At 42.5% G+C, this 22,645-nt stretch carries 18 protein-coding genes; 14 read left to right on the forward strand and 4 right to left on the reverse strand.

Annotated elements, in window-relative coordinates:
• Positions 1–40: 40 nt before the first annotated feature.
• Entirely contained in the window at positions 41–1,561 is a 1,521-nt protein-coding gene (locus ACQCT8_RS10810) for a UDP-N-acetylmuramoyl-L-alanyl-D-glutamate--2,6-diaminopimelate ligase (RefSeq protein WP_426870983.1), read from the forward strand.
• Between the two features lie 107 nt (positions 1,562–1,668).
• On the opposite strand, the gene ACQCT8_RS10815 is transcribed toward ACQCT8_RS10810, so the two are convergent.
• Positions 1,669–2,655: an LLM class flavin-dependent oxidoreductase gene (locus ACQCT8_RS10815; RefSeq protein ID WP_426870985.1), complete on the reverse strand. Its 987-nt coding sequence runs from the start codon at positions 2,653–2,655 to the stop codon at positions 1,669–1,671.
• A gap of 436 nt (positions 2,656–3,091) precedes the next feature.
• On the opposite strand from ACQCT8_RS10815, the gene ACQCT8_RS10820 reads away from it, so the two are divergent.
• The 6 genes from ACQCT8_RS10820 to uxuA all read left to right on the forward strand — a co-directional run bounded on the left by ACQCT8_RS10820 (position 3,092) and on the right by uxuA (position 10,878).
• On the forward strand, positions 3,092–4,249 hold the full coding sequence (locus ACQCT8_RS10820; protein ID WP_426870987.1) for a Gfo/Idh/MocA family protein: 1,158 nt from the start codon (positions 3,092–3,094) through the stop codon (positions 4,247–4,249).
• 27 nt (positions 4,250–4,276) lie between these two features.
• Positions 4,277–5,386, forward strand: a complete 1,110-nt coding sequence (locus ACQCT8_RS10825) for a Gfo/Idh/MocA family protein (RefSeq protein WP_426870989.1) — start codon at positions 4,277–4,279, stop codon at positions 5,384–5,386.
• A gap of 142 nt (positions 5,387–5,528) precedes the next feature.
• A complete protein-coding gene (gene uxaC / locus ACQCT8_RS10830; RefSeq protein WP_426870991.1) occupies positions 5,529–6,953 on the forward strand; it encodes a glucuronate isomerase in 1,425 nt (474 codons plus the stop codon).
• A gap of 17 nt (positions 6,954–6,970) precedes the next feature.
• Entirely contained in the window at positions 6,971–7,825 is an 855-nt protein-coding gene (locus ACQCT8_RS10835) for an SDR family oxidoreductase (RefSeq protein WP_426870993.1), read from the forward strand.
• A 97-nt stretch (positions 7,826–7,922) separates the two neighbouring features.
• A complete protein-coding gene (locus ACQCT8_RS10840; protein ID WP_426870995.1) occupies positions 7,923–9,437 on the forward strand; it encodes a GH39 family glycosyl hydrolase in 1,515 nt (504 codons plus the stop codon).
• Between the two features lie 301 nt (positions 9,438–9,738).
• Entirely contained in the window at positions 9,739–10,878 is a 1,140-nt protein-coding gene (gene uxuA, locus ACQCT8_RS10845) for a mannonate dehydratase (protein WP_426870997.1), read from the forward strand.
• Between the two features lie 89 nt (positions 10,879–10,967).
• Here the strand turns inward: uxuA and ACQCT8_RS10850 are convergent, their stop codons facing one another.
• The gene (locus tag ACQCT8_RS10850; RefSeq protein WP_426870999.1) at positions 10,968–12,134 is read right to left on the reverse strand and encodes an ROK family transcriptional regulator; all 1,167 of its coding nucleotides are present in this window, start codon (positions 12,132–12,134) and stop codon (positions 10,968–10,970) included.
• Positions 12,135–12,303: 169 nt separating this feature from the next.
• Here ACQCT8_RS10850 and ACQCT8_RS10855 point away from each other — a divergent pair, with 169 nt between their 5' ends.
• The 5 genes from ACQCT8_RS10855 (at position 12,304) to ACQCT8_RS10875 (ending at position 18,920) form a co-directional block, all read left to right on the forward strand.
• Complete coding sequence (locus ACQCT8_RS10855) at positions 12,304–14,457, forward strand: glycoside hydrolase family 52 protein (protein ID WP_426871001.1); 2,154 nt, start codon at positions 12,304–12,306, stop codon at positions 14,455–14,457.
• Between the two features lie 55 nt (positions 14,458–14,512).
• A complete protein-coding gene (gene xylA, locus ACQCT8_RS10860) occupies positions 14,513–15,838 on the forward strand; it encodes a xylose isomerase (protein WP_426871003.1) in 1,326 nt (441 codons plus the stop codon).
• A gap of 29 nt (positions 15,839–15,867) precedes the next feature.
• Positions 15,868–17,382, forward strand: coding sequence for a xylulokinase (xylB, locus tag ACQCT8_RS10865; RefSeq protein WP_426871005.1), 1,515 nt, complete (start codon positions 15,868–15,870; stop codon positions 17,380–17,382).
• 228 nt (positions 17,383–17,610) lie between these two features.
• Positions 17,611–18,243 carry an HAD family hydrolase gene (locus ACQCT8_RS10870; protein ID WP_426871007.1) on the forward strand — a complete coding sequence of 211 codons (633 nt, stop codon included), beginning with the start codon at positions 17,611–17,613 and terminating at the stop codon, positions 18,241–18,243.
• A gap of 20 nt (positions 18,244–18,263) precedes the next feature.
• Positions 18,264–18,920, forward strand: a complete 657-nt coding sequence (locus tag ACQCT8_RS10875; RefSeq protein WP_426871009.1) for a diphthine--ammonia ligase — start codon at positions 18,264–18,266, stop codon at positions 18,918–18,920.
• 129 nt (positions 18,921–19,049) lie between these two features.
• On the opposite strand, the gene ACQCT8_RS10880 is transcribed toward ACQCT8_RS10875, so the two are convergent.
• Together ACQCT8_RS10880 and ACQCT8_RS10885 are read right to left on the reverse strand one after the other, a co-directional pair.
• Positions 19,050–19,568 (reverse strand): M15 family metallopeptidase, encoded by a 519-nt coding sequence (locus ACQCT8_RS10880; RefSeq protein WP_426871011.1) that lies wholly within the window; start codon positions 19,566–19,568, stop codon positions 19,050–19,052.
• Positions 19,569–19,861: 293 nt separating this feature from the next.
• The gene (locus ACQCT8_RS10885) at positions 19,862–20,341 is read right to left on the reverse strand and encodes a hypothetical protein (protein WP_426871012.1); all 480 of its coding nucleotides are present in this window, start codon (positions 20,339–20,341) and stop codon (positions 19,862–19,864) included.
• A gap of 229 nt (positions 20,342–20,570) precedes the next feature.
• Here ACQCT8_RS10885 and ACQCT8_RS10890 point away from each other — a divergent pair, with 229 nt between their 5' ends.
• Together ACQCT8_RS10890 and ACQCT8_RS10895 are read left to right on the forward strand one after the other, a co-directional pair.
• Positions 20,571–21,497, forward strand: coding sequence for an AEC family transporter (locus ACQCT8_RS10890; protein ID WP_426871013.1), 927 nt, complete (start codon positions 20,571–20,573; stop codon positions 21,495–21,497).
• A gap of 69 nt (positions 21,498–21,566) precedes the next feature.
• Positions 21,567–22,607: a lactonase family protein gene (locus ACQCT8_RS10895; RefSeq protein WP_426871015.1), complete on the forward strand. Its 1,041-nt coding sequence runs from the start codon at positions 21,567–21,569 to the stop codon at positions 22,605–22,607.
• Positions 22,608–22,645: the final 38 nt, after the last annotated feature.

Below are 22,645 nucleotides of genomic sequence, written 5' to 3' on the forward strand. Positions count from 1 at the left end.
TCCTAATCACGGAAAATCGATGGATGAACGGAGATAACCGATGAACATACAAAACTTACTACAAGATAAAATAGGACTTCTCAGGCAATACGGTACATTGGAGGGACCCATTACCTCAATTGCATTCGATTCCCGTGCTATTATAAATGGCTCTGCATTCTTCTGTATAAAAGGAGAAAATGCAGACGGACATGATTATATTGTTGAAGCGATCGAAAATGGCGCAATTCTAATCGCAGGAACAGATGCTGGTCAATTTGAAGTGCTTAGCAAAGAGTATCCTGGCTGTACCTTCATCCTTGTTCAGGATGTTCGTTATGCAATGGCCCATTTTTCTATTTTCTTTTACAATCACGTACATGAAAGTCTGCAAACAATAGGTGTAACTGGAACGAATGGAAAAACAACGGTGGCAACCTTTGTCCGTTCATTATTAAACCAGCTGGATGTGCCGGCCGGGTCGATTGGAACAAATGGCATCTGCTCTTCTAAAGGACAGATTACGTTTAAGAAAAGCACCCCGACAACTCCTGAAGCCCCTGACTTGCACCATATCTTTCAGCTCCTGAGTGAAGAGCAGGATCAGGCTGCAGTAATGGAGGTTTCCTCAATAGCAGTAGACCAGAAGCGAGTGGAAGGAATTCATTTTGACATCGCGATTCATACGAATTTGTCTTCAGAGCATCTGGAGTATCATAAAACTTTTGAGCATTATAAGGAAGCAAAAATGAAGCTATTTAAACAGGCGAGCCGGTCCATCATAAACTATGACGATGAAGGCATGGGCAGAGATCTAATTAATGAGGCACAGGGTGAAGTGCTGACTTACAGCTTAAAGACAACCTCTGGAGCAGATTTAATTGCGGACAAAATCCACGTGACTGAGGAAGGGACTTCTTTTGAACTCGTATACCAGAACCGTTCATATATAGTTCATTCACCTGTTTTTGGTGATTATAATGTAGCGAATTTACTGACGGCAATTGGGGTTGGAATCTTTAATGGGTTTAATATTGAAACGATGCTCCCCGCACTTGCTCGAATTGAAAATCCGGCAGGACGCTTTCAGGTTATTGATCAATATGGAGAAAGAAAAATTATACTGGATTATGCCCACACCCCGGTTGCATTGGAAAATTTAATTGAAGAAGCAAAAAAACTTGATCACCGAAAGCTGATTGTCATGATCGCTGGTATAGGAATACGGGATTTTAATAAAATGCCTCTGATGGCAAAAACCATTGAAGGAAAAGCGGATAAAATTGTCGTGACGGTTGATCACCCGGGGTTTTATGATCCCAAAAAAATTGTAAACCAGGTTATGACAGGATTTTCGGATCAAACAGCTTCAAATATCTATACTTCATTAACAAGAGAAGAAGGCGTCATCACGTCCCTTGAGCTTTCAGGTAATGATGACATTGTCATTTTAACAAGCGGATGCATCAACGGTGCTCAGATTGTAAAAGGAAAAGAAATTCCTCACTCGGATGAAGAAATTATTCAAGATTATTTTAGCGAAATCAGTTATATAGGTGAAGATACTGTTGGCACATTGTAATAAACAGATCACAAAAAATTTAAGTCACCAACTAATAAAGAAGAATGTCTTCCAAGCCCAGCTGAAGACATTCTTCTTTTTAATTATTAATTTTACGGAGCACTGCGTCAGATATTCATCACGTTTGCAATGAGACGGTAAGATTTAAGTCGATCCGCATGAAGATAGGTATTCGTAATAATCAGGAATTCATCAATCCCGTATTTTGCGCTAAGTGCTTCTAATTCTGCTTTAACCTGTTCAGGTGTGCCCACAATTGCTCTTCTTCGATTGTGGGTTATTTTTTTGCGGTCCTCTTGGGATACAGCCTTTGATTTAATTTCTTCAAGCGATGGTACTTGTGTATCTCCTTTTTCTAATCCCAACAGCCACATATCCTGGCTTAACGCTATTTCTTCTGCTTCCTCTTCCGTTTCCCCGCATGCGACAAACACACAGGCATTCACCAGTTCCTTTTCAGTCTCTTTCTTAAGGTTTTCACGATAAGCTGCAAGAGTGGCTTCCCACTTATCGGGATTAATAAAATGACCAAATGTCAGGCCTGCCCCTTTTTCGGCGGCGAGTTTTCCGCTCGAGGGGGATAAACCAAGAATCCAGACAGGAGGGGCATCTCCTGCACGTGGAGTTGCCTTGACCATTCGATAAGGGTGCTGTTTAGGGAGATGATTGTGCAAGAAGCCAATCAGGTCATCCACCTGTCTGGGGAACTCGTCAAGATTATTGTCCGCTCCATCGGTTAATGCGCTTCTTGTCCGTTCTGTCCCTCCCGGTGAGCGCCCGATCCCCAAGTCTATCCGATCAGGAAAAAATGCCTCTAAAGATTTGAACGTTTCTGCTACCTTTAAAGGGCTGTATTGAGGCAGGAGAACTCCACCGGAACCAACCTTTATTTTTGACGTTTCCGATGCAATACGGGTGATCCAAAGCTCTGGTGAAGCGCTTAACAGCCCATTTGTATTATGGTGTTCGGCAAACCAGTAGCGGATATAGCCCAGTTTTTCTGCTTCTATAGCCAGCTCGATCGTTTGTTCGATGGTCTTCTGAACGGTTTGACCTTTCGAAAGAGGGACCTGGTCCAATATTCCAAGTTTCATCAGCATAACTCCTTGCTTTTATATAAGTAAAATCTCGAATGTGTTCAACAGATATTCATCAATGAAATACTATTAGTATGCCACGTTTAACAACAAATCTCATGCATAATGTTTGCTCGTGTTTCTTTAAAATAAATAGTGTACAGGAAGACGTGTCTTCACTGTATAAGCATGAGAATAGGTATTTGTAACCTATTTTTATAATTTTCTAAAAAGTTAGTTTGTTTGCTGGATAAATTAAGTTGCCGTTGCTATACTGGTTTTTGAAAGCACTTACTTTTCAAAAAGCAGCTTTTGGTTTCGAACATCTTCTGCGAAATCTAAGTCTATCTTTTGAAGACTATTGAAAGGAGAGGTAACCGAAAACAGCATGGACTGCAGCTAAGGGGTAAATATCAAACTTAACATCTATTTTAGTAGAGAAAGGAAAGGTCAAATGATAAATATTGCGATTATCGGTACAGGTTCCATTGCTTCTTCTCATGTGAATGGATATAAAATATTAAAGAAAAACAGCACTATTACTGGACTGGCGGACATCTATCCGGAGAATGCAAAAAAAATAGCTGAAGAGCATCAATTAAATGTGAAAATTGTAGAGGACTACCGGGAACTTCTTCGAGATCCAGATATTCATGCAGTATCCATTTGCACCCCCCCTTTTACACATAGTGAAATCGCAATTGCCTGTTTGAAGGCAGGCAAGCATGTACTTGTCGAAAAACCAATGGCCTCTTCTTTAAAGGAATGCGACGAAATGATAAAAGCAGCAGAGGAAAACAATAAAATTCTTTCAGTTGTTGCACAAAACCGTTTTTTAACTCCCATTATGAGGCTCAAACATGTACTAGAGCAAAAATTGGTCGGAAAAATTGCGCATGCCCAAGTAGATTCCTTTTGGTGGAGAGGCCACAGCTATTACGATCTATGGTGGCGGGGGACGTGGGAAAAAGAAGGAGGCGGCTGTACGTTAAATCATGCAGTTCACCACATTGACATGCTTCAGTGGATGATGGGGCAGCCGAAATCCGTTACAGCTGTCACGACGAACACCCTGCATGATAATGCCGAGGTGGAAGATCTATCGATCGCTATTTTAAGCTATGAGAATGGATCTCTTGCTCAGGTGACGAGCTCTGTCGTTCATCATGGAGAGGAGCAGCAGCTTATTTTCCAGGGTGAAAAAGGCCGTGTATCTGTTCCGTGGAAGGTGAGAGCTGAAGCTGGAAGAGAAAATGGATTTCCGCTTGAAAAGAAGAACACTGATCTTGAAAAAACAATCCATGAGGTGTACGAAAACTATCCTGCGCTGGAATTTGAAGGGCACACCGGGCAAATCAATGATTTTCTGACGGCGATTGAGAACGGAGAAAACGTGCTGGTTGATGGAGTACAGGGGCGTCAAACACTGGAAATTATTATGGCAGTCTATGAATCAGCAAGTACAGGGCGAACCATCCAATTGCCAATAACTGAATCTAATCTATTTTATGACCGTGCCGGTGTTCTTGAAAATGCCATTCATTTTTACGAGAAAACAAAAACGGTTAAAGGCTTTGAAGATAATGAAATTACAACCGGCGGTCAGTATTAGCTGCTATTTTAAGAGGAGGAATGATGAATGTCTAATCAAGCAGATGGAATGAATTATGCACCGAAAGGAAAACCAAATAAGGTAGTCGAAGAGGGAGAATTTTCATTTGGCATTATCGGCCTAGACCACGGTCATATTTATGGAATGTGCTATGGGCTCACCGAAGCAGGGGGACAGGCAGTCATCGTTTATGATGAGGATCAAGAAAAGATTCAACAATTCATCAAAGCATTTCCTCATGCCAGAGCAGCAGCGTCCGAAGAGGAAGTGCTGGAAAATCAGGAAATTAAATTGATTGCCAGTGCCAGTATTCCATCTTTACGGGGTCCGTTAGGCCTGAAAGTGCTCGATCATGGAAAAAATTATTTTGTAGATAAACCAGCTTTTACTACAAGTGAACAGGTCGAAGATGCAAAAAAGAAAACGAAAGAAACCGGCTTGAAGTGGGGGATTTATTATAGTGAGCGCCTGCATGTTGAAAGTGCTGTGTTTGCAGGTCAGCTGATCGACCAGGGAGCGATCGGCAGAGTCGTCCAGGTCATTGGGACAGGACCGCATCGTTCGAACACGAAAAACAGACCGGAATGGTTTTTTGACCCGGAATACTTTGGAGGGATTCTGTGCGATATCGGAAGCCACCAGATTGAACAATTTTTATTTTACACAGGCGCTAAGGATGCAGAAGTTCTGCATAGTAAAGTGGCAAACTATTCACATAAGGAATACCCGAAATTTCAAGACTTTGGAGATGCCACACTTGTAGCGGATAACGGAGCCACCTTTTATTTCCGGGTAGACTGGCTGACACCTGATGGTCTGGGAACATGGGGGGACGGCAGGGCCATTATTCTTGGTACAGAAGGCTATATCGAAATTAGAAAATACATTGATATTGCAAGAAGCCCTTCTTCGAATCATTTATATTTAGTGAATCAGCAGGGTGAAAAGCACTTTGCACTTTCTGGTAAAGTCGGTTTTCCGTATTTTGGTGAGTTTATTCTTGACTGTTTAAATGGAACGGAAAATGCTATGTCTCAGGAACACGCTTTTAAAGCGGCGGCGTTGTGCATTGAGGCGCAGGAAAAGGCAGTAGTAGTCGAGTCTTCCCAAACCGCATCCCAAGTCGGGTCAGAGTAAATCTCGGATGTAAACCTCCTTTTCTGCATATAAATATATTTTGGGAATATGAAATTGATAGGAGAAAAGAACATCGTTAACCTTTGTTTAACTATTATACTATTGAAAATTTAAGAAACTATTTAGATAAAGGGGGATCCTATTGACTTCTTTTATTCACGAAGATTTTTTACTATCCGGGTCGTTTGCTAAAACTCTTTACCATGATCATGCAAAACCCCTTCCTATTATTGATTACCACTGTCATTTACCGGCGGAGGAGATTGCTGAAAATAAGCCGTATTCGAACCTGACGCAAATATGGCTGAACGGGGACCACTATAAATGGAGAGCGATGAGAAGTACAGGCGAAAAAGAAATGGCGATAACCGGAAATGTAAGCGATTACGAGAAATTTAAGGCCTGGGCCAGAACAGTCCCAGCGTGTGTTGGAAATCCACTGTATCACTGGACTCATATGGAGCTGAAAAGATATTTTGATATTGATTTGCTTTTGAGTGATGAGACGAGCGATGAGATATGGAACAGATGCAATGATATGTTATCTCAACAGGACTTTACGCCACAGCAATTAATTACGAGATTTAACGTTGAAATGATAGGAACTACAGATGATCCGCTGGACGAGCTTGTTTTTCACAAAAAGCTGAAAAAACAGGATGGTTTTAAAACCGAGGTTCTGCCCTCGTTTCGACCGGATCCTTTACTTGACATCAGCCAGCCGGCGTTTCAGCAATATGTGAATGAGCTGCAAGCAGCAACGCAAATCACGATCAGTCAATTTGATGACTTTTTGTCAGCGGTAAAAACGCGGATCGGCTTCTTTCATGAACATGGCTGCAGAGTGTCTGACCATGGATTCGAATTTCTTCCGTTTAAAGTCTGCACGCACGCTGAAGCCGCTGCAGTTTTTGAAAAAGCAAAAGAGGGCATACCTCTTACCGATCTTGAAATACAAAAATATAAAACCTACACATTGCTGTTTTTAGGAGAACATTATCATTCTCTGGATTGGGTGATGCAGCTTCATATTGGCGCATTGCGAAATACCAATGCAAGAAAGTTCGACTCATTAGGTTCAAACACTGGGTTCGACTCGATTAATGATTATCAATTGGCTAAACCGCTTAATGCTTTCCTTAACGAGTTGGATAAACACAATCAACTGCCTAAAACCATTATTTATTCATTAAATCCAATTCATAATTATATAGTGGCTTCTGCTGCCGGTAATTTTCAGGATGAAAACGTTAAAGGGAAAGTACAGATGGGAGCCGGCTGGTGGTTTAATGACACCAAAGATGGAATTCTTGCTCAAATGACAGACCTTTCAAATGTAGGGCTCTTAAGCAATTTTATTGGAATGCTGACCGATTCCAGAAGCTTTTTGTCTTTCCCGCGCCATGAATATTTCAGAAGAATTTTATGCAATATGATCGGTGAATGGGTTGAAAAAGGAGAACTTCCACGCGATCAGCAGCTGCTTGGAAAATTGGTCGAAGACATCAGTTATTTTAATGCAAGACAGTATTTTAACGTCACACAATCATCACCAACCGTATTTTAAACAGAAGAAGAGAAAGGATGAAAAAGTTGCTTGCCATAAGCGAAAATCTCAACGGAAAAGTTGCAGTAATTACAGGGGGCGGCGGTGTTTTATGCAGCTGTATGGCGCGGGAACTGGCCAGACAGGGAATGAAAATCGTCATTCTCAACCGAACGATTGAAAAAGCAGAAAAAGTGGCTAATGAGATTCAACAGGCTGGTGGAGAAGCTCTTGCGATACAGTGTGATGTAGTGAATCCCGAAAGTGTAAGAGAAGCCGCTAAAATGGTCCTCGAATCATATGGAGGATGCGACGTGCTGATTAATGGAGCGGGAGGAAATCATCCCGACGGCAGCACTTCGAAAGAGACGCTAAATCAGGAGGACCTGGATGACGAGGCCATTACCACTTTGTTTGATCTGACTAAAGAGGGGTTTGAATATGTTTTCAATCTAAACATTGTAGGCACGCTCATTCCTACACAAGTTTTCTCGAGACAGATGATGAAAGAGGGTGGCGTCATCATTAATATCTCTTCCATGAGCGCTCCAAGCCCGATGACAAAGGTGCCGGCCTATAGTGCGGCAAAAGCCGGAATCGAAAACTTTACAAAGTGGAGTGCTGTACATATGGCTGAAGCGGGAATCAGGGTCAATGCGATCGCACCGGGTTTTTTCCTGACCGCACAAAACCAGGCACTGCTTCAAAATGAGGATGGCACTTACACAGCCAGAACTGAGAAAATTCTTGCCCATACACCGATGAGAAGACTGGGAAAACCGGAAGATTTGCTTGGCACGCTGGTCTGGCTGATTGATAATCAGGCAAGCGGGTTTGTAACGGGGATCAGTGTTCCGGTTGACGGCGGCTTTATGTCCTATTCGGGTGTGTAGCTGAACGTTCTCCTTCGCTACACCCAGCATTGCGTGCTAAGGAGGCCCACGCATCGAAGAAAATCCTAAGGTGAAAGGTAGAGAAAGGAGAGGAAGTATGGAAAAGAAAATTATTACATTTACAAATACCACAAAAATGAATAAAAACTGGCAGTATTGTATTGGCACCGGGCGACTTGGACTTGCCTTGCAAAAGGAGTACTTGGACCATTTAAAGCTGGTGAAAGAAAAAATCAATTTTCAATATATACGCGGTCATGGCCTCCTATCCGACGACATAGGAATTTACAGGGAAATGGTCATTGATGGAAAATCAGAGCCTTTTTATAATTTCACTTATATAGACCGGATTTTTGACTCCTTTCTTGAAATGGGGATCCGCCCTTTTATCGAGTTTGGCTTTATGCCTGATTTACTGGCTTCAGGTGATCAGACGGTTTTTTATTGGAAGGGCAACGTAACCCCTCCAAAAGACTACGAAAAGTGGGAAAATCTGATTTATGCAGTTGTCTCTCATTTCACAGAGCGCTACGGAATCGATGAGGTTTTAACATGGCCATTTGAAGTATGGAATGAACCTAATCTGACTAACTTCTGGGAAAATGCAGATAAAGATGAATATTTCAAGCTATATGAATCGACAGCACTTGCCGTTAAAAAGGTGCATCCTGATCTGCAAGTAGGAGGTCCTGCTATTTGTGGAGGGGCGGACGAATGGATTACTGATTTTCTTCTTTTTTGCAAAGAAAAAGAGGTGCCGGTAGATTTCGTCAGCAGGCATGCTTACACCTCTCACCCCCCTCATAAAGTAACACCTGACTATTATTATCAGGAATTAGCGGAAAACACCGATATGCTGGATCAGTTTAAAGCGGTTAGAAATAGGATTAAGGAGTCGCCATTTCCAGATCTTCCGTTTCATATAACCGAGTATAATACATCTTACAGTCCTATTAACCCTGTGCATGATACAGCCTTTAACGCAGCTTACTTAGCTAGAATTTTAAGTGAAGGAGGAGATTATGTGGATTCCTTCTCATACTGGACATTCAGCGATGTATTTGAAGAAGCCGATGTGCCCAAATCACAGTTTCATGGCGGCTTTGGACTAATTGCACTGAACGAAATTCCAAAACCAACCTTTCATTTGTTCCATTTCTTCAATCAGCTGGGCGAAGAACTGGTTTTCCGTGATGAGCATGTAATTGTAACAAAAAAAAGGAATGGAGGTCTGGCAATCGTTGCCTGGAACTTGTACAATGAAATAGAAGGCAATGGGAAAAGAACGTTATCACTGGAAATGCAGCTTGATTTTTCTGATGTTTTTATTAAACGTCAACGAGTACACGAAGAAAAAGCGAATCCATGGAAAACCTGGAAAGAGCTTGGAAGACCAAGGTTCCCTGACAAAAAAATGATTCAGACTCTGCGTGAAGCATCTGTTCCGGAATTGATCACTTCAAGGGTGAATAAAACCAAAAGCCATCTCGAACTGGGTGTCGAGCTTTTAAAGAATGAAGTCACTTTAATTGAACTGCAGCCCGTGAAAGATGAGACAGCAGCATATCCTGAACTGGACGACCGGTTAATCACCTCGAATAGTAAAATGTAGTTATCATATTTTTTTGCTGTCGAAACTACCATTCTAGTATTCTAGAATTTCAAACTGCCGGAACAATGTGATGGTTAACTGACAAATGTTTTCTTAGGGTCCGGTTGAGACTTGGTGAGGAATGTAACGGTTTTAAAATGTTTTACGCAATAGAAAGGAACTGTCAACCAGGCTGACCCGTAATTCTCTGAGTAAAGCTTAAGCAGACCATCACGCGACTGCCGCCTTTACTCAGAAGATTACGATTTAACAATGGCGCAATAAAATCAGGATTATTTACAATAGTGAGGAGACCTTCAATATGAAAATTGTTTTTCGGTGGTTTGGGCAGACAGACGACAGTGTGACGCTCGATCAGATAAGGCAGATTCCCGGTTTGAGCGGTGTTGTATCGGCACTTGGAGACATTCCTGCAGGAGATATGTGGCCTCTGGATAAGATTATGGCACTAAAAAAAGAGGTAGAGCAAAAGGGCCTTGAACTTAACGTAATTGAAAGTGTCAATATTCATGAAGATATCAAGCTCGGGCTTCCGACAAGGGATCGATATATCGAACACTATCAAGAGACGATTCGCAGCCTTGCACAGGCGGGTATTAAAGTGATTTGTTATAATTTCATGCCTGTTTTCGATTGGACCCGTTCTGATTTAGTGAAAGAATTAAAAGATGGTTCGACTGTTCTGGCTTATGAAAAAGCGAAAATAGAACAGCTTGATCCGGCTGTCTTAATTGATGCCGTGGGGGCTTCATCAAAAGGGTTCACCATGCCTGGCTGGGAACCGGAACGGCTAAAATTAATCAAGAGCCTGCTTGAGCAATACAAAAACATAACTGAAGAAGATTTACGTAATAATTTAAAGTACTTTCTCGAGAAAGTGATCCCGGTAGCAGAAGAGTTTGATGTCAGAATGGCCATCCATCCCGATGATCCGCCATGGTCTGTGTTCGGGCTGCCTCGTATTGTGAAAAATCGAAAAGATCTGGAACTCATAACAGCTATGGTAGACAGTCCGTATAATGGGATTACATTTTGTTCGGGATCTTTAGGAGCGAATGCTGAAAACAATCTTCCGGAGATTCTTCAATACTTCTGTGAACAAGACCGCGTTCCTTTTGTTCATTTAAGAAATATAAAAAGAAGTGACAATGGGGATTTTCATGAAACCTCTCACCGCAGCAAGGATGGATCGATTGATTTATATGATCTGCTGCATGTTCTTCACGACTTGAATTTTACAGGGTATTTAAGACCAGATCACGGCAGAATGATTTGGAATGAAGAAGCCCGTCCAGGATATGGACTGTACGACAGAGCGCTTGGCATCATGTATATTCTTGGGATATGGGACAGCCTCGACAAGAAACGTGGAGAAGCGGAGAAAGGAATTTTTAACAACATCCTTCATGGACAAGATGTGGGCAGGACGATACAGGGGTAAATAAAAAAGCTGTTCAAAAGTCAGTAAAGTCTGATCTTTGACAGCTTTTTTATGCTCTATATGATTAAAGCGTTTTGAAGCATGTAGAATTAATTCACTAAATCAATCTGAAGGAAATTTTCCACAGCAAACGCCGTTACACCAAGAGCAGCTGCATACGTGGAATTTTTAGAAAAGCTGATTTGCAGGTCTTTTTGGTGAAACCAGTGCGAATGATCCTTGATATATTGAAGGATAGGAGCTTCAAGAAATGCTTTTGCCGATCCCAATCGGTTTCCAATGATGACATGATCCGGGTTGAAGGTATGGATAATCGAGTTTATCCCTACGCCTAGGTACATTCCAATCTCTTTAAATAGATCCGCAGCTTCCGGGTGCCTTCCTGCAAGTGTGATCAATCCCTCAAGATCCAAATCCCTGCTGATTTCAAGCTTGCCTGCCTTAGCCAGCAAGGCTTTCTCTGATGCGTACAGTTCCCAGCAGCCGTGATTTCCACATGTACAGTCCGGTCCATTGATATCAATGGTCATATGACCCATTTCTCCTGAAAATCCATTATTCCCCTGATAAAGACTTTCGTTTAAAATGATCCCGACTCCAATGCCAGTTCCTGCACTGACATACACAAGATTTTCTGCTTCTTTGCCTGTTCCAAATCTTTTTTCACCATAGGCTCCTGCGTTAGCTTCATTTTCGATCGTTACCGGAAGAGAAAATTGATTTTCTACAATCTCTTTCAACTTGATGTTTTCCCATTTTAAGTTAGGCGCATGAAGAATTTCTCCTTCTTTATTAACAGCACCCGGAACACCAATTCCAATTCCAATTACCCCGTAAGTACAGGAAGGGGTGCTTTGAAGCAAACTATTGATCAACTCAAATAGTCTGCCTTCGATCTCTATAAATGTAAGCTGAGAAAAATAGCTTTTTTCTTCATAAATAATCTTCCCATTTAAGTCCGTTAAGATGCCCAGAAGATAATTCACTCCGAGATCAATGCCAATGGAAAAGCCGGCTTGTCCATTAAAGTAGAGCATGACAGGACGTCTGCCGCCGCTTGACTCTCCGGGACCTGATTCGTAAATTAAATTTTCTTCAAGCAATTCACTCACGAGAGAGGACACGGTACTTTTATTCAATCCGGTTGCTTTTGCGATGTCTGCCCGGGAGATCGGTGTATTCTTCTTTATATGTTGAAGGACCAATGATTTATTTCCCTTTTTTACTACATGCTGATTCCAAGTATGATTCGTCATTTATCCGGTCTCCTTTATAAAACGTATCGTAAAAATATTTTATCATATACTTAGTTTGTTTGATAGACAAACTTTAAGTTGTCTGATAATCTTAAAGGGTAAAGACTTTTTATTTTTCCATAATGAAAAAACGGCATAGGCAGACTATAGGGTCGAAAGGAGAAAAACAATGAACAATATGTTTTTTAATGCTCATCATTCACCAATTGGCGCTTTTTCAAGCTTCACTCTCGGTTTTCCGGGTAATGGCGGCGGACTGGATTTGGAATTGGGGCGATCTCCCAGAAAAAACGTGTACATAGGACTGGAGTCTTCTGAGCAGGAAGGCATCTATCAGGCTCTTCCTTTTTTCGGCACGAATGAGGATGAAAGTAAGCGCTACGATATTGAGAACCCTGATCCGGATCCTGATAAACCGGATATCATTCATCCCTTTCAAAAACATGAAGTGGAAAGAGATTTTCAACTGGGCACGGATACATGGAAAGCGGGCGACCTGACATTCACTATCTATTCTCAGGTTCATCCTGTTGAAGATCCTGAACAAGCAGCAGAAGAGGAAGTAAAGCGGACATTAGTGCCGGCTGTGCTGGCTGAATTAACGGTGGATAATACAAAAGGAAAGAAAACAAGAAGAGCGTTTTTCGGCTATGAAGGAAGTGATCCTTACAGCTCCATGAGAAGGCTTGATGATCTTCATCAGCCCATAACAGGCATAGCGGAAGGACGCCTTACGGCTATTGCAGCTCAGCAGGGAAAAGCAAAATCAGCGATGCACTTCAGCATGGAAAATATACTGACTACCCCGCATGAAGAAAATTGGACATTTGGTCTTGGACCAATGGGGACGCTCATTGTGGATGTTCCTGCCGGGGAAAAAGCGACCTGTCAGTTTGCGATCTGCTTTTACAGAGGAGGAATTGCTACTGCAGGCTTGGATACTTCCTATTATTATACAAATTATTTTAACTGCATTGAAGATGTGGCTGCTTATGCCTTGGAGAATTTCGATCTCATTAAGGAAAGAGCAGTAAAGAGCAATGAGTGGATCAGCAATTCTGCATTATCTGAGGATCAAAAGTTCATGTTAGCTCATTCAATCCGCAGCTATTACGGCAACACACAGCTATTGCTTGATGAGGGAAAGCCTTTCTGGGTAGTGAATGAAGGTGAATACCGCATGATGAACACCTTTGACCTCACAGTGGATCAGTTATTTTTCGAAATGAAAATGAACCCGTGGACGGTAAAAAATGAACTCGATATGTTTGTAAAACGCTTCAGCTATGAAGATGAGGTCCGTTTTCCGAATGATGAAAAGCTCTATAAAGGCGGGCTGAGCTTTACGCATGATATGGGGGTAGCCAATACCATCAGCAGACCGCACTATTCATCGTATGAGGTATATGGCATTGACGGCTGCTTCTCTCACATGACGCATGAGCAGCTTGTAAACTGGGTGCTGACGGCAGCTGTGTATGCGGAGAATACGGCAGATAACCAATGGCTGGAAAAGAACATGACGATTTTCAAACAATGTTTTGAAAGCATGATCAACCGTGATCATCCGGACCCGGAAAAACGAAATGGCCTAATGGGTCTGGATTCAAGCCGTGTGATGGGAGGGGCTGAAATCACGACGTATGACAGTCTTGATGTATCGCTCGGCCAGGCTCGGAACAATCTCTACCTTGGCGGGAAGATCTGGGCTGCTTATATAGCACTCGAGCATCTGTTCACAAGGAATGGGGAGGAAAAACTCGCTCAGGAAGCTGGCAGTCAGGCATTAAAAACGGCAGGCACCATCTCGTCCCATATGACTGAAGAAGGTTTTATCCCGGCTGTGATGGGTGAAAATAATGACTCGCAAATTATCCCTGCTATTGAAGGACTGATTTTCCCGTACTACATGAATCTGCACGAAGCGCTGGATCCGAATGGCCGGTTTAAAGAGTATATTGCTGCCTTGAAAAAGCATCTGGAGACTGTTCTAAAAGAAGGCGTTTGTAAGTTTGAGGACGGCGGATGGAAAATCTCTTCCACCAGCAATAATTCCTGGTTAAGCAAAGTGTATCTATGCCAATTTATTGCGAGAGAAATTTTGCAGCATAAAGATGAAGACGGTGGGAAGGCAGATGCAGCTCATGTCAGCTGGCTTACTCATCCTGAATTATCGGTTTGGAGCTGGAGCGACCAAATTATCTCCGGTGAAATTATCGGCAGCAAATATTATCCGCGAGGCGTGACGAGCATTTTGTGGTTGGATGAAACAACTCATCAATCCCCTGTGAAAAAGGAATCAGAAATGTCTCAAGCAACGTAAAAATGTAAGCAGTTACACGACGGAAAAAAGTTTAAATTTATAGGAGGAATAGAAAATGGCTTATTTTTCAAACGTTAAAAAAATCAACTTTGAAGGTGCTCAATCAAAAAATCCATTTGCTTTTAAATTTTATAATCCTGAAGAAACATTTCAAGGGAAAACGATGGAGGAATACCTTCGATTTGGTGTAGCTTATTGGCATACATTCACAATGGATGGAAGTGATCCATTTGGAGCGGGAACCATGAGCCGCCAATGGGACCGTTATACAGGAATGGATCTGGCTAAAGCACGCGTTGACGCTTCATTCGAATTCTACGATTTGCTGGGTGTTCCATATTTCTGTTTCCACGACCTTGATATCGCACCGGAAGGAAGCAATCTGAAAGAAACAAATCAAAATCTCGATCAAATTGTCGGAATGATCAAGGATTACATGAAGGACAGTAAAACAAAACTACTTTGGAATACATCAAATATGTTTACTCACCCCCGTTTTGTTCATGGAGCTGCGACGTCAAGCAATGCTGATATTTTCGCGTACTCAGCAGCCAAAGTGAAAAAGAGCATGGAAATTGGGAAAGAGCTCGGAGCGGAGAATTATGTGTTCTGGGGCGGCCGTGAAGGATATGAAACACTGCTTAATACAGATATGAAGCTTGAAATGGATAACCTCGGACGCTTTTTACACATGGCAGTCGACTATGCGAAGCAAATAGACTTTGATGCTCAATTCTTAATTGAACCAAAACCGAAAGAGCCGACTACGCACCAATACGATTTTGATGTGGCCACCGGCTATGCATTCCTTCAATCGTATAATCTGCATGACTACTTTAAATTTAATATTGAAGCCAACCATGCGACACTTGCCGGTCATACATTTGAGCATGAACTGCGCTATGCGCGTATCAATGGACTGCTTGGATCTGTGGATGCCAATCAGGGAGATCCACTATTAGGGTGGGACACGGATGAATTTCCGACAGATCTTTATTCTACTACTCTTGCTATGTACGAAATTATTAAAAATGGAGGTCTCGGCAAGGGCGGTTTGAATTTTGATGCAAAGGTCAGAAGAGGATCGTTTGAACCGGAAGATTTATTCCATGCGCATATCGCGGGAATGGACAGCTTTGCAGTCGGCTTTAAAGTAGCGCAGAAATTAATTGAAGATAAAGTATTTGAAGATATTCTTGAGAACCGGTACGGAAGCTACACAGAAGGAATTGGACTTGATATTGTAAATGGAAATACGGATTTCAAGAGGCTTGAGGATTATGCACTTGGACTGACTGAAATTAAGCATCAATCCGGACGGTTGGAGTCTATCAAGTCAGTGCTGAACCAATATTTGCTTCAGGCTTATGCTGAAAGATAATTAATTTGTCATATTCAGGAGTGATTGCAATGAACTGCGTACTGGGAATTGACTTGGGAACGAGTGCGGTAAAGATCCTATTAATCAATCAAACAGGAGAAGTGGTCAGGGAAGTTTCAAAATCTTACCCGCTCCTGCATTCAAAACCAGGCTGGAGTGAACAGGACCCTGAGGAGTGGGTTCAAAAAACGCTCGAAGGGATTTCGGAGATCACAGCCGACTTTAAAGGGCAAGTGAGCGAAATTAAGGGAATGAGTTTTTCCGGTCAAATGCACGGTCTGGTTCTGCTTGGGGAAAATAATGAAGTTCTCCGCAACGCGATTTTGTGGAATGATGTCAGGACTACTTCTCAATGCAGAAAAATTGAAGAAAAAGTGGGGAAAGAGAAACTGCTCGATATTACAAAAAACCCTGCACTTGAAGGGTTTACTCTTCCCAAGCTTTTATGGGTCAAAGAAAACGAAACAGAACTTTATGAACAAGCACATAAATTTGTTTTGCCGAAGGACTATCTGCGCTATCGTCTTACAAATCAGCTTCATGCTGAATATTCCGATGCTGCAGGCACCTTGCTGCTCGATATCGCAAAGAAGGAATGGAGCAGTGAAATAGCTCAAATTATGGAAATCGATTTGTCGCTTTGTCCGGATCTGGTGGAATCTGAAGCTCTAGTGGGGACCATTACAGAGGAAACTGCAAAGCTCACAGGACTTGCAGGCTCGACCAAAGTATTTGCAGGCGGTGCTGACAATGCCTGCGGCGCCATTGGAGCTGGTATTTTAAAGGATGGCCTTACAATGTGCAGCATTGGAACGTCAGGTGTGGTTCTCTCCTACGAAGCCTCTTCTGATAAAGAGTTTGACGGCAAGGTCCACTATTTTAATCATGGAAAAGAAAACAGCTATTATACAATGGGCGTGACGCTATCTGCCGGACACAGTCTGACCTGGTTTCGGGAAACCTTTGCTGTAGATCATAGTTTTGATGAACTGCTTGAGGAAGCAAAGACGGTTCCTCCAGGCGCCAATGGACTGCTTTTTACGCCGTATCTGTCGGGAGAACGGACCCCGCATGCGGATGCTGATATTCGTGCAAGTTTTATTGGCATGAGCACTTCACATCAGCAGAAGGACTTTACCAGGTCTGTGCTCGAAGGCATTACATTTTCACTGAATGAATCGATTGAAATTTTCAGGAGTGAAGGCAAGAAAATTGATAAAATCATTTCTATAGGCGGAGCTGCCAAAAGCCCGGTTTGGCTGCAGATGCAGGCAGATATCTTTGATGCAGAGGTGATCCGTCTGTCTTCTGAACAGGGGCCCGGTATGGGAGCGGCTATGCTTGCTGCTTTAGGATGCGGCTGGTTCCAATCACTGGAAGACTGCGCAGAAGAATTTTTACAGGAATCGGCAGTATACCAGCCGGTGACAGAGCATGCAGCGCAGTATAAAGAAATCTTTAGCATCTATCAAAAGGTCTATGATCAGACGAGGGATCTAAATAAAGCTTTAGCCAGTCTGCGCTCAGCAGGCACTAGTTCTTAAAAGATTAATTGGGTCATGCAGCAATCAAATTTAAGAAAAATGAAGGCTGGGACAAATTTGTTCCAGCCTCCTTCTATTCTCTTGAATTTTTTTGCCGTTCTTACAGCATCAAGCATTCGGCTGAAGTGGAAGTGAAAACCGGTCGTTTAATCGTTCGAAACGCGAGGACTTGTGTCATAATGAGGAAGGAAGAGATTCAGAATGTTCAATGAAGAAGGAGGAACATCCATGGCTTTACTAATTTTTGATTTAGACGGCACCATCGTGGATTCTACTGATTATTTAACAAGAGCCATCCATTTATCCATTGAGGATATGCCTCATATAGAGGAACCATCAAGAGAACGGATTCAATCTGCATTCGGGTTGACCGGAGGAGATTTCTGGGCAAAAGTAATCCCACAGGCTAGTGCTCAGGAAGTAATTATGATTCGGGAAAGAAGAAGAATCTTTTTGGAACAGCTTGTAAAAGGGAACGATATTTTATTCCCTGGTGTGCGTGAAACCCTCGCTGCTTTAAAAGAAGCGGGACATACCCTGTCGACTGCATCAAACTGCGGGGAGCGCTATCTGGACATGGTGCTTGACACACAGGAGATCCGTCAGTACTTTACCAATCCTATTTGTTTAGGATCTATTGGAGGGGAGAAAAAAGCAGATATCTTAAGCGAGCATTTTAACGTTTTCCCCAAAAAAGACGCGTATTTGATAGGCGACCGTTCGTCGGATATAGAAGCTGCACACGCTCATCATATCCCCGTTTTGATATGTACATATGGATTTGGCAACGAAGAGGAATGGCAGGCTGCAGACGGGAGAATCAGCGCAATTCAAGAGCTGGTGCCTATGTTTGCAAACTAATCTGAAAGGATGATGGCAACGTGAGTTCAAAGCTATTTTTCAGTTCGTGGAGCGGAGGGAAGGATTCTGCTTTAGCGTATCTCAAAGCGTGCAGAGAAGGATTTCAGCCTGAAAAGCTGCTTACCATGTTTGAAGAAAATGCAGAACGTTCAAGATCCCACGGACTTCCACTTGATGTACTTAAGGCTCAGGCGGATTCTATTGGAGTCCCGCTTCTTATCAAGGGTGCGTCCTGGGAAACCTATCAAAGCCAATTTTTAAAAGCTGCGGACGAAATGAAGGCAGAGGGGATTACGCACGGTGTTTTTGGTGACATCGATCTTGAGGATCATCTGACATGGGTTGAAAATACCTGCAGCAAAGCGGGGATCACTTCCTATCATCCATTATGGAAAATGGATCGGCGGTCGGTATTAAATGAGCTTATAGATGAAGGGTTTGAGTGTCTCATTATTGTCGTGAAAAAGGAGAAGCTTCCGGATTCGTTTCTGGGTAAAAAGATAACACGGGAAGTGATTCAGGAGCTGGAGAGCTGGGGAATTGATGCATGCGGTGAAGAGGGAGAATTCCATACGGTCGTTGTAGACGGTCCGATATTTTCACGCCCTGTGCATTTGCGAATTAACGGGATACATGATGAAGCCGGCTATTCGTTTGCAGATGTATCTTTGCCATAACGCTGCAGATATTTCTATCTTTCGCGGCATTCAGTGATAGGTTTTATGAATTTTTTTAGTTGTGAAAAATCCAGGAGAGCGTAGAGCGTGGAGGATTCGGCCCGGTTTTTAATCAGGCCGTTCTCCCCGCTACAGCTCGCGAATTGAAAGGCCAAACCTCATTTCAAAATGAGGATAGTCTTTAAAGCCATGCCAGTCGCCTCCCCAGGAAAACCCCAGATCTTTTGCAATTTCAACCACTTCCATCCAATCGGAGCGTCCATTGTCGTTTCCGTCATACTCCATGTCCCATACAACGGTCTCTTCACTCGTGCGTATAGCAAAATCAATCGCCAGACCATAATTATGGTAGGATTCTCCGCCTCTTGCATTAGTAACGATATTTCCTTCCAGGGATCTGCCCCTTTCGTATAGTTCGTCTTGTTCTTCAACGGAACGAAAGCCGTCAGTGATGACAATGTCAATCTCCTGCAGGGCAGACTGTTCAACTAGTTCATTTTTCTTTTCTTCAACGATAGGGTGCAGTGCTGTGGGCATGGGTACATTCGCTAATTGCTCTCGGCGTTGATGTTCTTCTGCCAACAGCCAGATAATCACGCCAAGAACGGAAGCCAGGAACAGCAGGTTCAGACCTTTTTTCATTCGCATCTCCTTACTTTATTAATCTATGAATAGTGTAGCATGGTGCATGGCTGTTCATGCAGAATATGCATATAAAAGAGGCTGGAATATAACCAAAGCAAGTTCAAAAGTAAGGCAGTATTTTTTAATCGTATGAGGTGAGCGGATCGGAAGGCGTCGGCTTTAACAGGAGATGACGGCAGCATGAGGCTTTGCAGGGCAAGGTCCAGGAAGGCTTAATCAACCGTCTCTGCCTGAGTGCGCAGCAAACCGGTCAAAGAGCTTGAGACACTTTTGGTCCCAAGCTCTTTTTAAATCATTTAATTTAATAATTGAACGCGTTCTCCATATTTTAAGATTCGGACTACAGCCAGACCATCACTGTATTTTTTCTCGCCAAAGCTTACAGGAAGCAGTGAAAAAGCTGCAAAATAAACGGAAAAGTAAGCATATTGATAAAAGAAAATATCCGGGTCAATCACATTATTTATAATCAGCAGATTAATCAGCAGGATTGAGCCGATATTGAAAATGACCCCGCCCAGATGAACCATTGTATGCGTAAAGCGGTTGTTCCACTTTAGCGGTGTATACTCACAAAAGGAATCCAGAAAATATATAGAATGAACATCTACCGGTCCAATACTGAAAAGCTTTCGCCCTCTGCCTAAAGAGAAACTTGCACTTCCTCCGAAAATAATGGCAAAAAAAGAATGACCGAGTTGATGAACGAGCGATACAGTTGGAAAAACGATCAAAAATGACCACAAAAATGTCCACATATCAGACAATTGAAACATACTAATCACCATCTTTAATCAGATTTATTTTTCTACGGAGCATTTACCTTGAATGTATATACAAATTTAGAAAGAATCTTACACAGGTGTATTCCCACTAGCAGGAAGTGAAAACATATATTGATAAATTTATCTTTGGATTATTTGAGAGGATTATCCTGCAACTGGACATCCCTAATTTTTTGAAGTACGATTGAAAAAATTATTGCAAGAGAGGAATCCTGCTGCTATGGATATACAAGTTGTTATCTCAACTATTTGTGTAATGGGAATCATGATCGCCATAGGTTCTTTTTTTGCACTGAAGGTTAATGTAACAAAAGAAGTAAAATCCGTTTTGATTTTGCTTATCTTAAATGTTGCTGTCCCGGCAGTTATATTAAATGGCATATTCAGTGTGGAAATGACAGGTGAGACTCTGTCCCTGGCTGCAATGGTGTTTGGTATTTCGCTGGTTTATCATATCGGCGCTTTAGGATTAGTTTATATTTTCGCCAAACTGTTTAGATTTAAGTCCATTTTTGCTTTGAAAATGACGATCCTCGGGGCATTGGGAAATACCGGGTTCATAGGTATTCCGCTTGCGGCAACGATTTTTGGCGCACCTGGAGGATTTTTGGCCGCTATTTTTGATGCGGGTCTCAGTGTAACAGTCTATACTGTTGTCATCTATCTGCTCCAGGCTGAGGGCAGATTTCATATCAGGCAATTAAAAGCGGTCATCAATATCCCTGTTATGGCCATTATTTTCGGTATTTTAGCGGCAGTTACAGGGTTTGAACCTCCTCAAATGATTATTCAATTAACGACCATGCTCGCAGGGCTTGCTGCACCTATGGCCATGCTTTATGTAGGGATGCTGCTGCCGCCTTTGCTCAAGAAAAGAGGAAAAGCGCTATATCCTGAACTGTGGTTTCCTCTCAGTTTTCGGCTATTGATTCTTCCGTTAATCGTTATGCTGATTTTTACCCTGGTTTCCTTTGAGGGCTGGGTGGCAAACTTAATTGTTCTTCAGGCAGCCATGCCTACAGCAATGGTAATCGCCGTTTTATTTTCAAGATATACGGCAGAAGAAGATACAGCCGTTGTAGCCATCTTCGGTTCGACGCTGCTCAGCCTTGCGACCATTCCTCTTATTTCCTATTTAATGCTGTAGCAGGAAGAGGTTTTGATTTACACTGTAGTGGTAAAGGAAAATAGATAAATAACGGGAAGGTGTGGGAAAATGAGCAAAACAGTTTTCAGAGGTTACTTTGGTACATACACAAAAGGAGAAAGCAAGGGAGTTTATTCCTTTGCACTTGACACAGAAAAAGAAGAGCTTACTTCACTTGAGGTAGCTGCTGAACTTCAAAGTCCCACCTATGTTTCGATCAGTGAAAATCAGAAGTATCTCTACGCAGTTGCACCCGGCGGACTAGCTGCTTATGAGATCGATGCAGAAGGTGGAGGTCTGACTCCAATTAATAAAGTAGATCCAAGAGAAGGCACCCCGTGTCATGTGGAACCCAATCCTGCAAACGAATTTGCTGCTGCTGCAAATTATCACGATGGTACAGCTGTACTTTATAAGGTGAATCCGGAAACCGGAGAACTGATTGAGCAGCTGGATGTAGCCCAACAGGAGGGTGGAGGACCGCATGAAAGACAGGATGCACCTCATATGCATTACAGCGGGTTTACAAAAGACGGAAAGTATTTAATTGGTGTTGACCTTGGAACAGACGAAGTTGTTACCTATGAGTACTCAGGTGGCAGCCTGAGAGACGTTCAGCGTTTTACTGCGTCACCAGGTGCAGGCCCCAGACATCTTGCTTTTCATCCCAACAGCAAAATTGCTTATGTGATGACTGAGCTTAGCAATGAAGTACTGGTCCTCGCTTTTGACCAAACGGATGGATCTTTTGAGCTGATTCAAACGGTCAAGGCTATTCCCGAGGATTTCACGGAAAACAGCCAGGGCAGCGCAATCCATGTTTCTTCAGATGGCAGATTTGTGTATGCAGGGAATAGAGGACACGACTCCATTGCTGTGTTCGAAATTGATCCTGAAACCTATCAAATCAGTCTGGTGGAGTACGCAGAATGCGGAGGACATTGGCCGAGAGATTTTGTGTTGGATCCATCTGAAAGATTCGTAGTGACGACTAATGAAGAGAGCAGTAATGCAGTTCTTTATAAAAGAGATCCGGAAACCGGAAAGCTCTCTGCTGCAGGCTCCACCTTACACGTACCTACACCTGTTTGTGTTAAGTTTTTAAAGTAAAAGGTCATTAAATTATAAAAAAACCGGATGAAAATGAA

Source organism: Jeotgalibacillus proteolyticus (genome assembly GCF_050107735.1).
Classification (GTDB): domain Bacteria; phylum Bacillota; class Bacilli; order Bacillales; family Jeotgalibacillaceae; genus Jeotgalibacillus; species Jeotgalibacillus proteolyticus_A.

Coding starts and splice junctions, on each gene's coding strand:
- ACQCT8_RS10810 (WP_426870983.1), top strand. CDS start 41: ATGAACATACAAAACTTACTACAAGATAAAATAGGACTTCTCAGGCAA.
- ACQCT8_RS10815 (WP_426870985.1), bottom strand. CDS start 2,655: ATGAAACTTGGAATATTGGACCAGGTCCCTCTTTCGAAAGGTCAAACC.
- ACQCT8_RS10820 (WP_426870987.1), top strand. CDS start 3,092: ATGATAAATATTGCGATTATCGGTACAGGTTCCATTGCTTCTTCTCAT.
- ACQCT8_RS10825 (WP_426870989.1), top strand. CDS start 4,277: ATGTCTAATCAAGCAGATGGAATGAATTATGCACCGAAAGGAAAACCA.
- ACQCT8_RS10835 (WP_426870993.1), top strand. CDS start 6,971: ATGAAAAAGTTGCTTGCCATAAGCGAAAATCTCAACGGAAAAGTTGCA.
- ACQCT8_RS10840 (WP_426870995.1), top strand. CDS start 7,923: ATGGAAAAGAAAATTATTACATTTACAAATACCACAAAAATGAATAAA.
- uxuA (WP_426870997.1), top strand. CDS start 9,739: ATGAAAATTGTTTTTCGGTGGTTTGGGCAGACAGACGACAGTGTGACG.
- ACQCT8_RS10850 (WP_426870999.1), bottom strand. CDS start 12,134: ATGACGAATCATACTTGGAATCAGCATGTAGTAAAAAAGGGAAATAAA.
- ACQCT8_RS10855 (WP_426871001.1), top strand. CDS start 12,304: ATGAACAATATGTTTTTTAATGCTCATCATTCACCAATTGGCGCTTTT.
- xylA (WP_426871003.1), top strand. CDS start 14,513: ATGGCTTATTTTTCAAACGTTAAAAAAATCAACTTTGAAGGTGCTCAA.
- xylB (WP_426871005.1), top strand. CDS start 15,868: ATGAACTGCGTACTGGGAATTGACTTGGGAACGAGTGCGGTAAAGATC.
- ACQCT8_RS10870 (WP_426871007.1), top strand. CDS start 17,611: ATGGCTTTACTAATTTTTGATTTAGACGGCACCATCGTGGATTCTACT.
- ACQCT8_RS10880 (WP_426871011.1), bottom strand. CDS start 19,568: ATGCGAATGAAAAAAGGTCTGAACCTGCTGTTCCTGGCTTCCGTTCTT.
- ACQCT8_RS10885 (WP_426871012.1), bottom strand. CDS start 20,341: ATGTTTCAATTGTCTGATATGTGGACATTTTTGTGGTCATTTTTGATC.
- ACQCT8_RS10890 (WP_426871013.1), top strand. CDS start 20,571: ATGGATATACAAGTTGTTATCTCAACTATTTGTGTAATGGGAATCATG.
- ACQCT8_RS10895 (WP_426871015.1), top strand. CDS start 21,567: ATGAGCAAAACAGTTTTCAGAGGTTACTTTGGTACATACACAAAAGGA.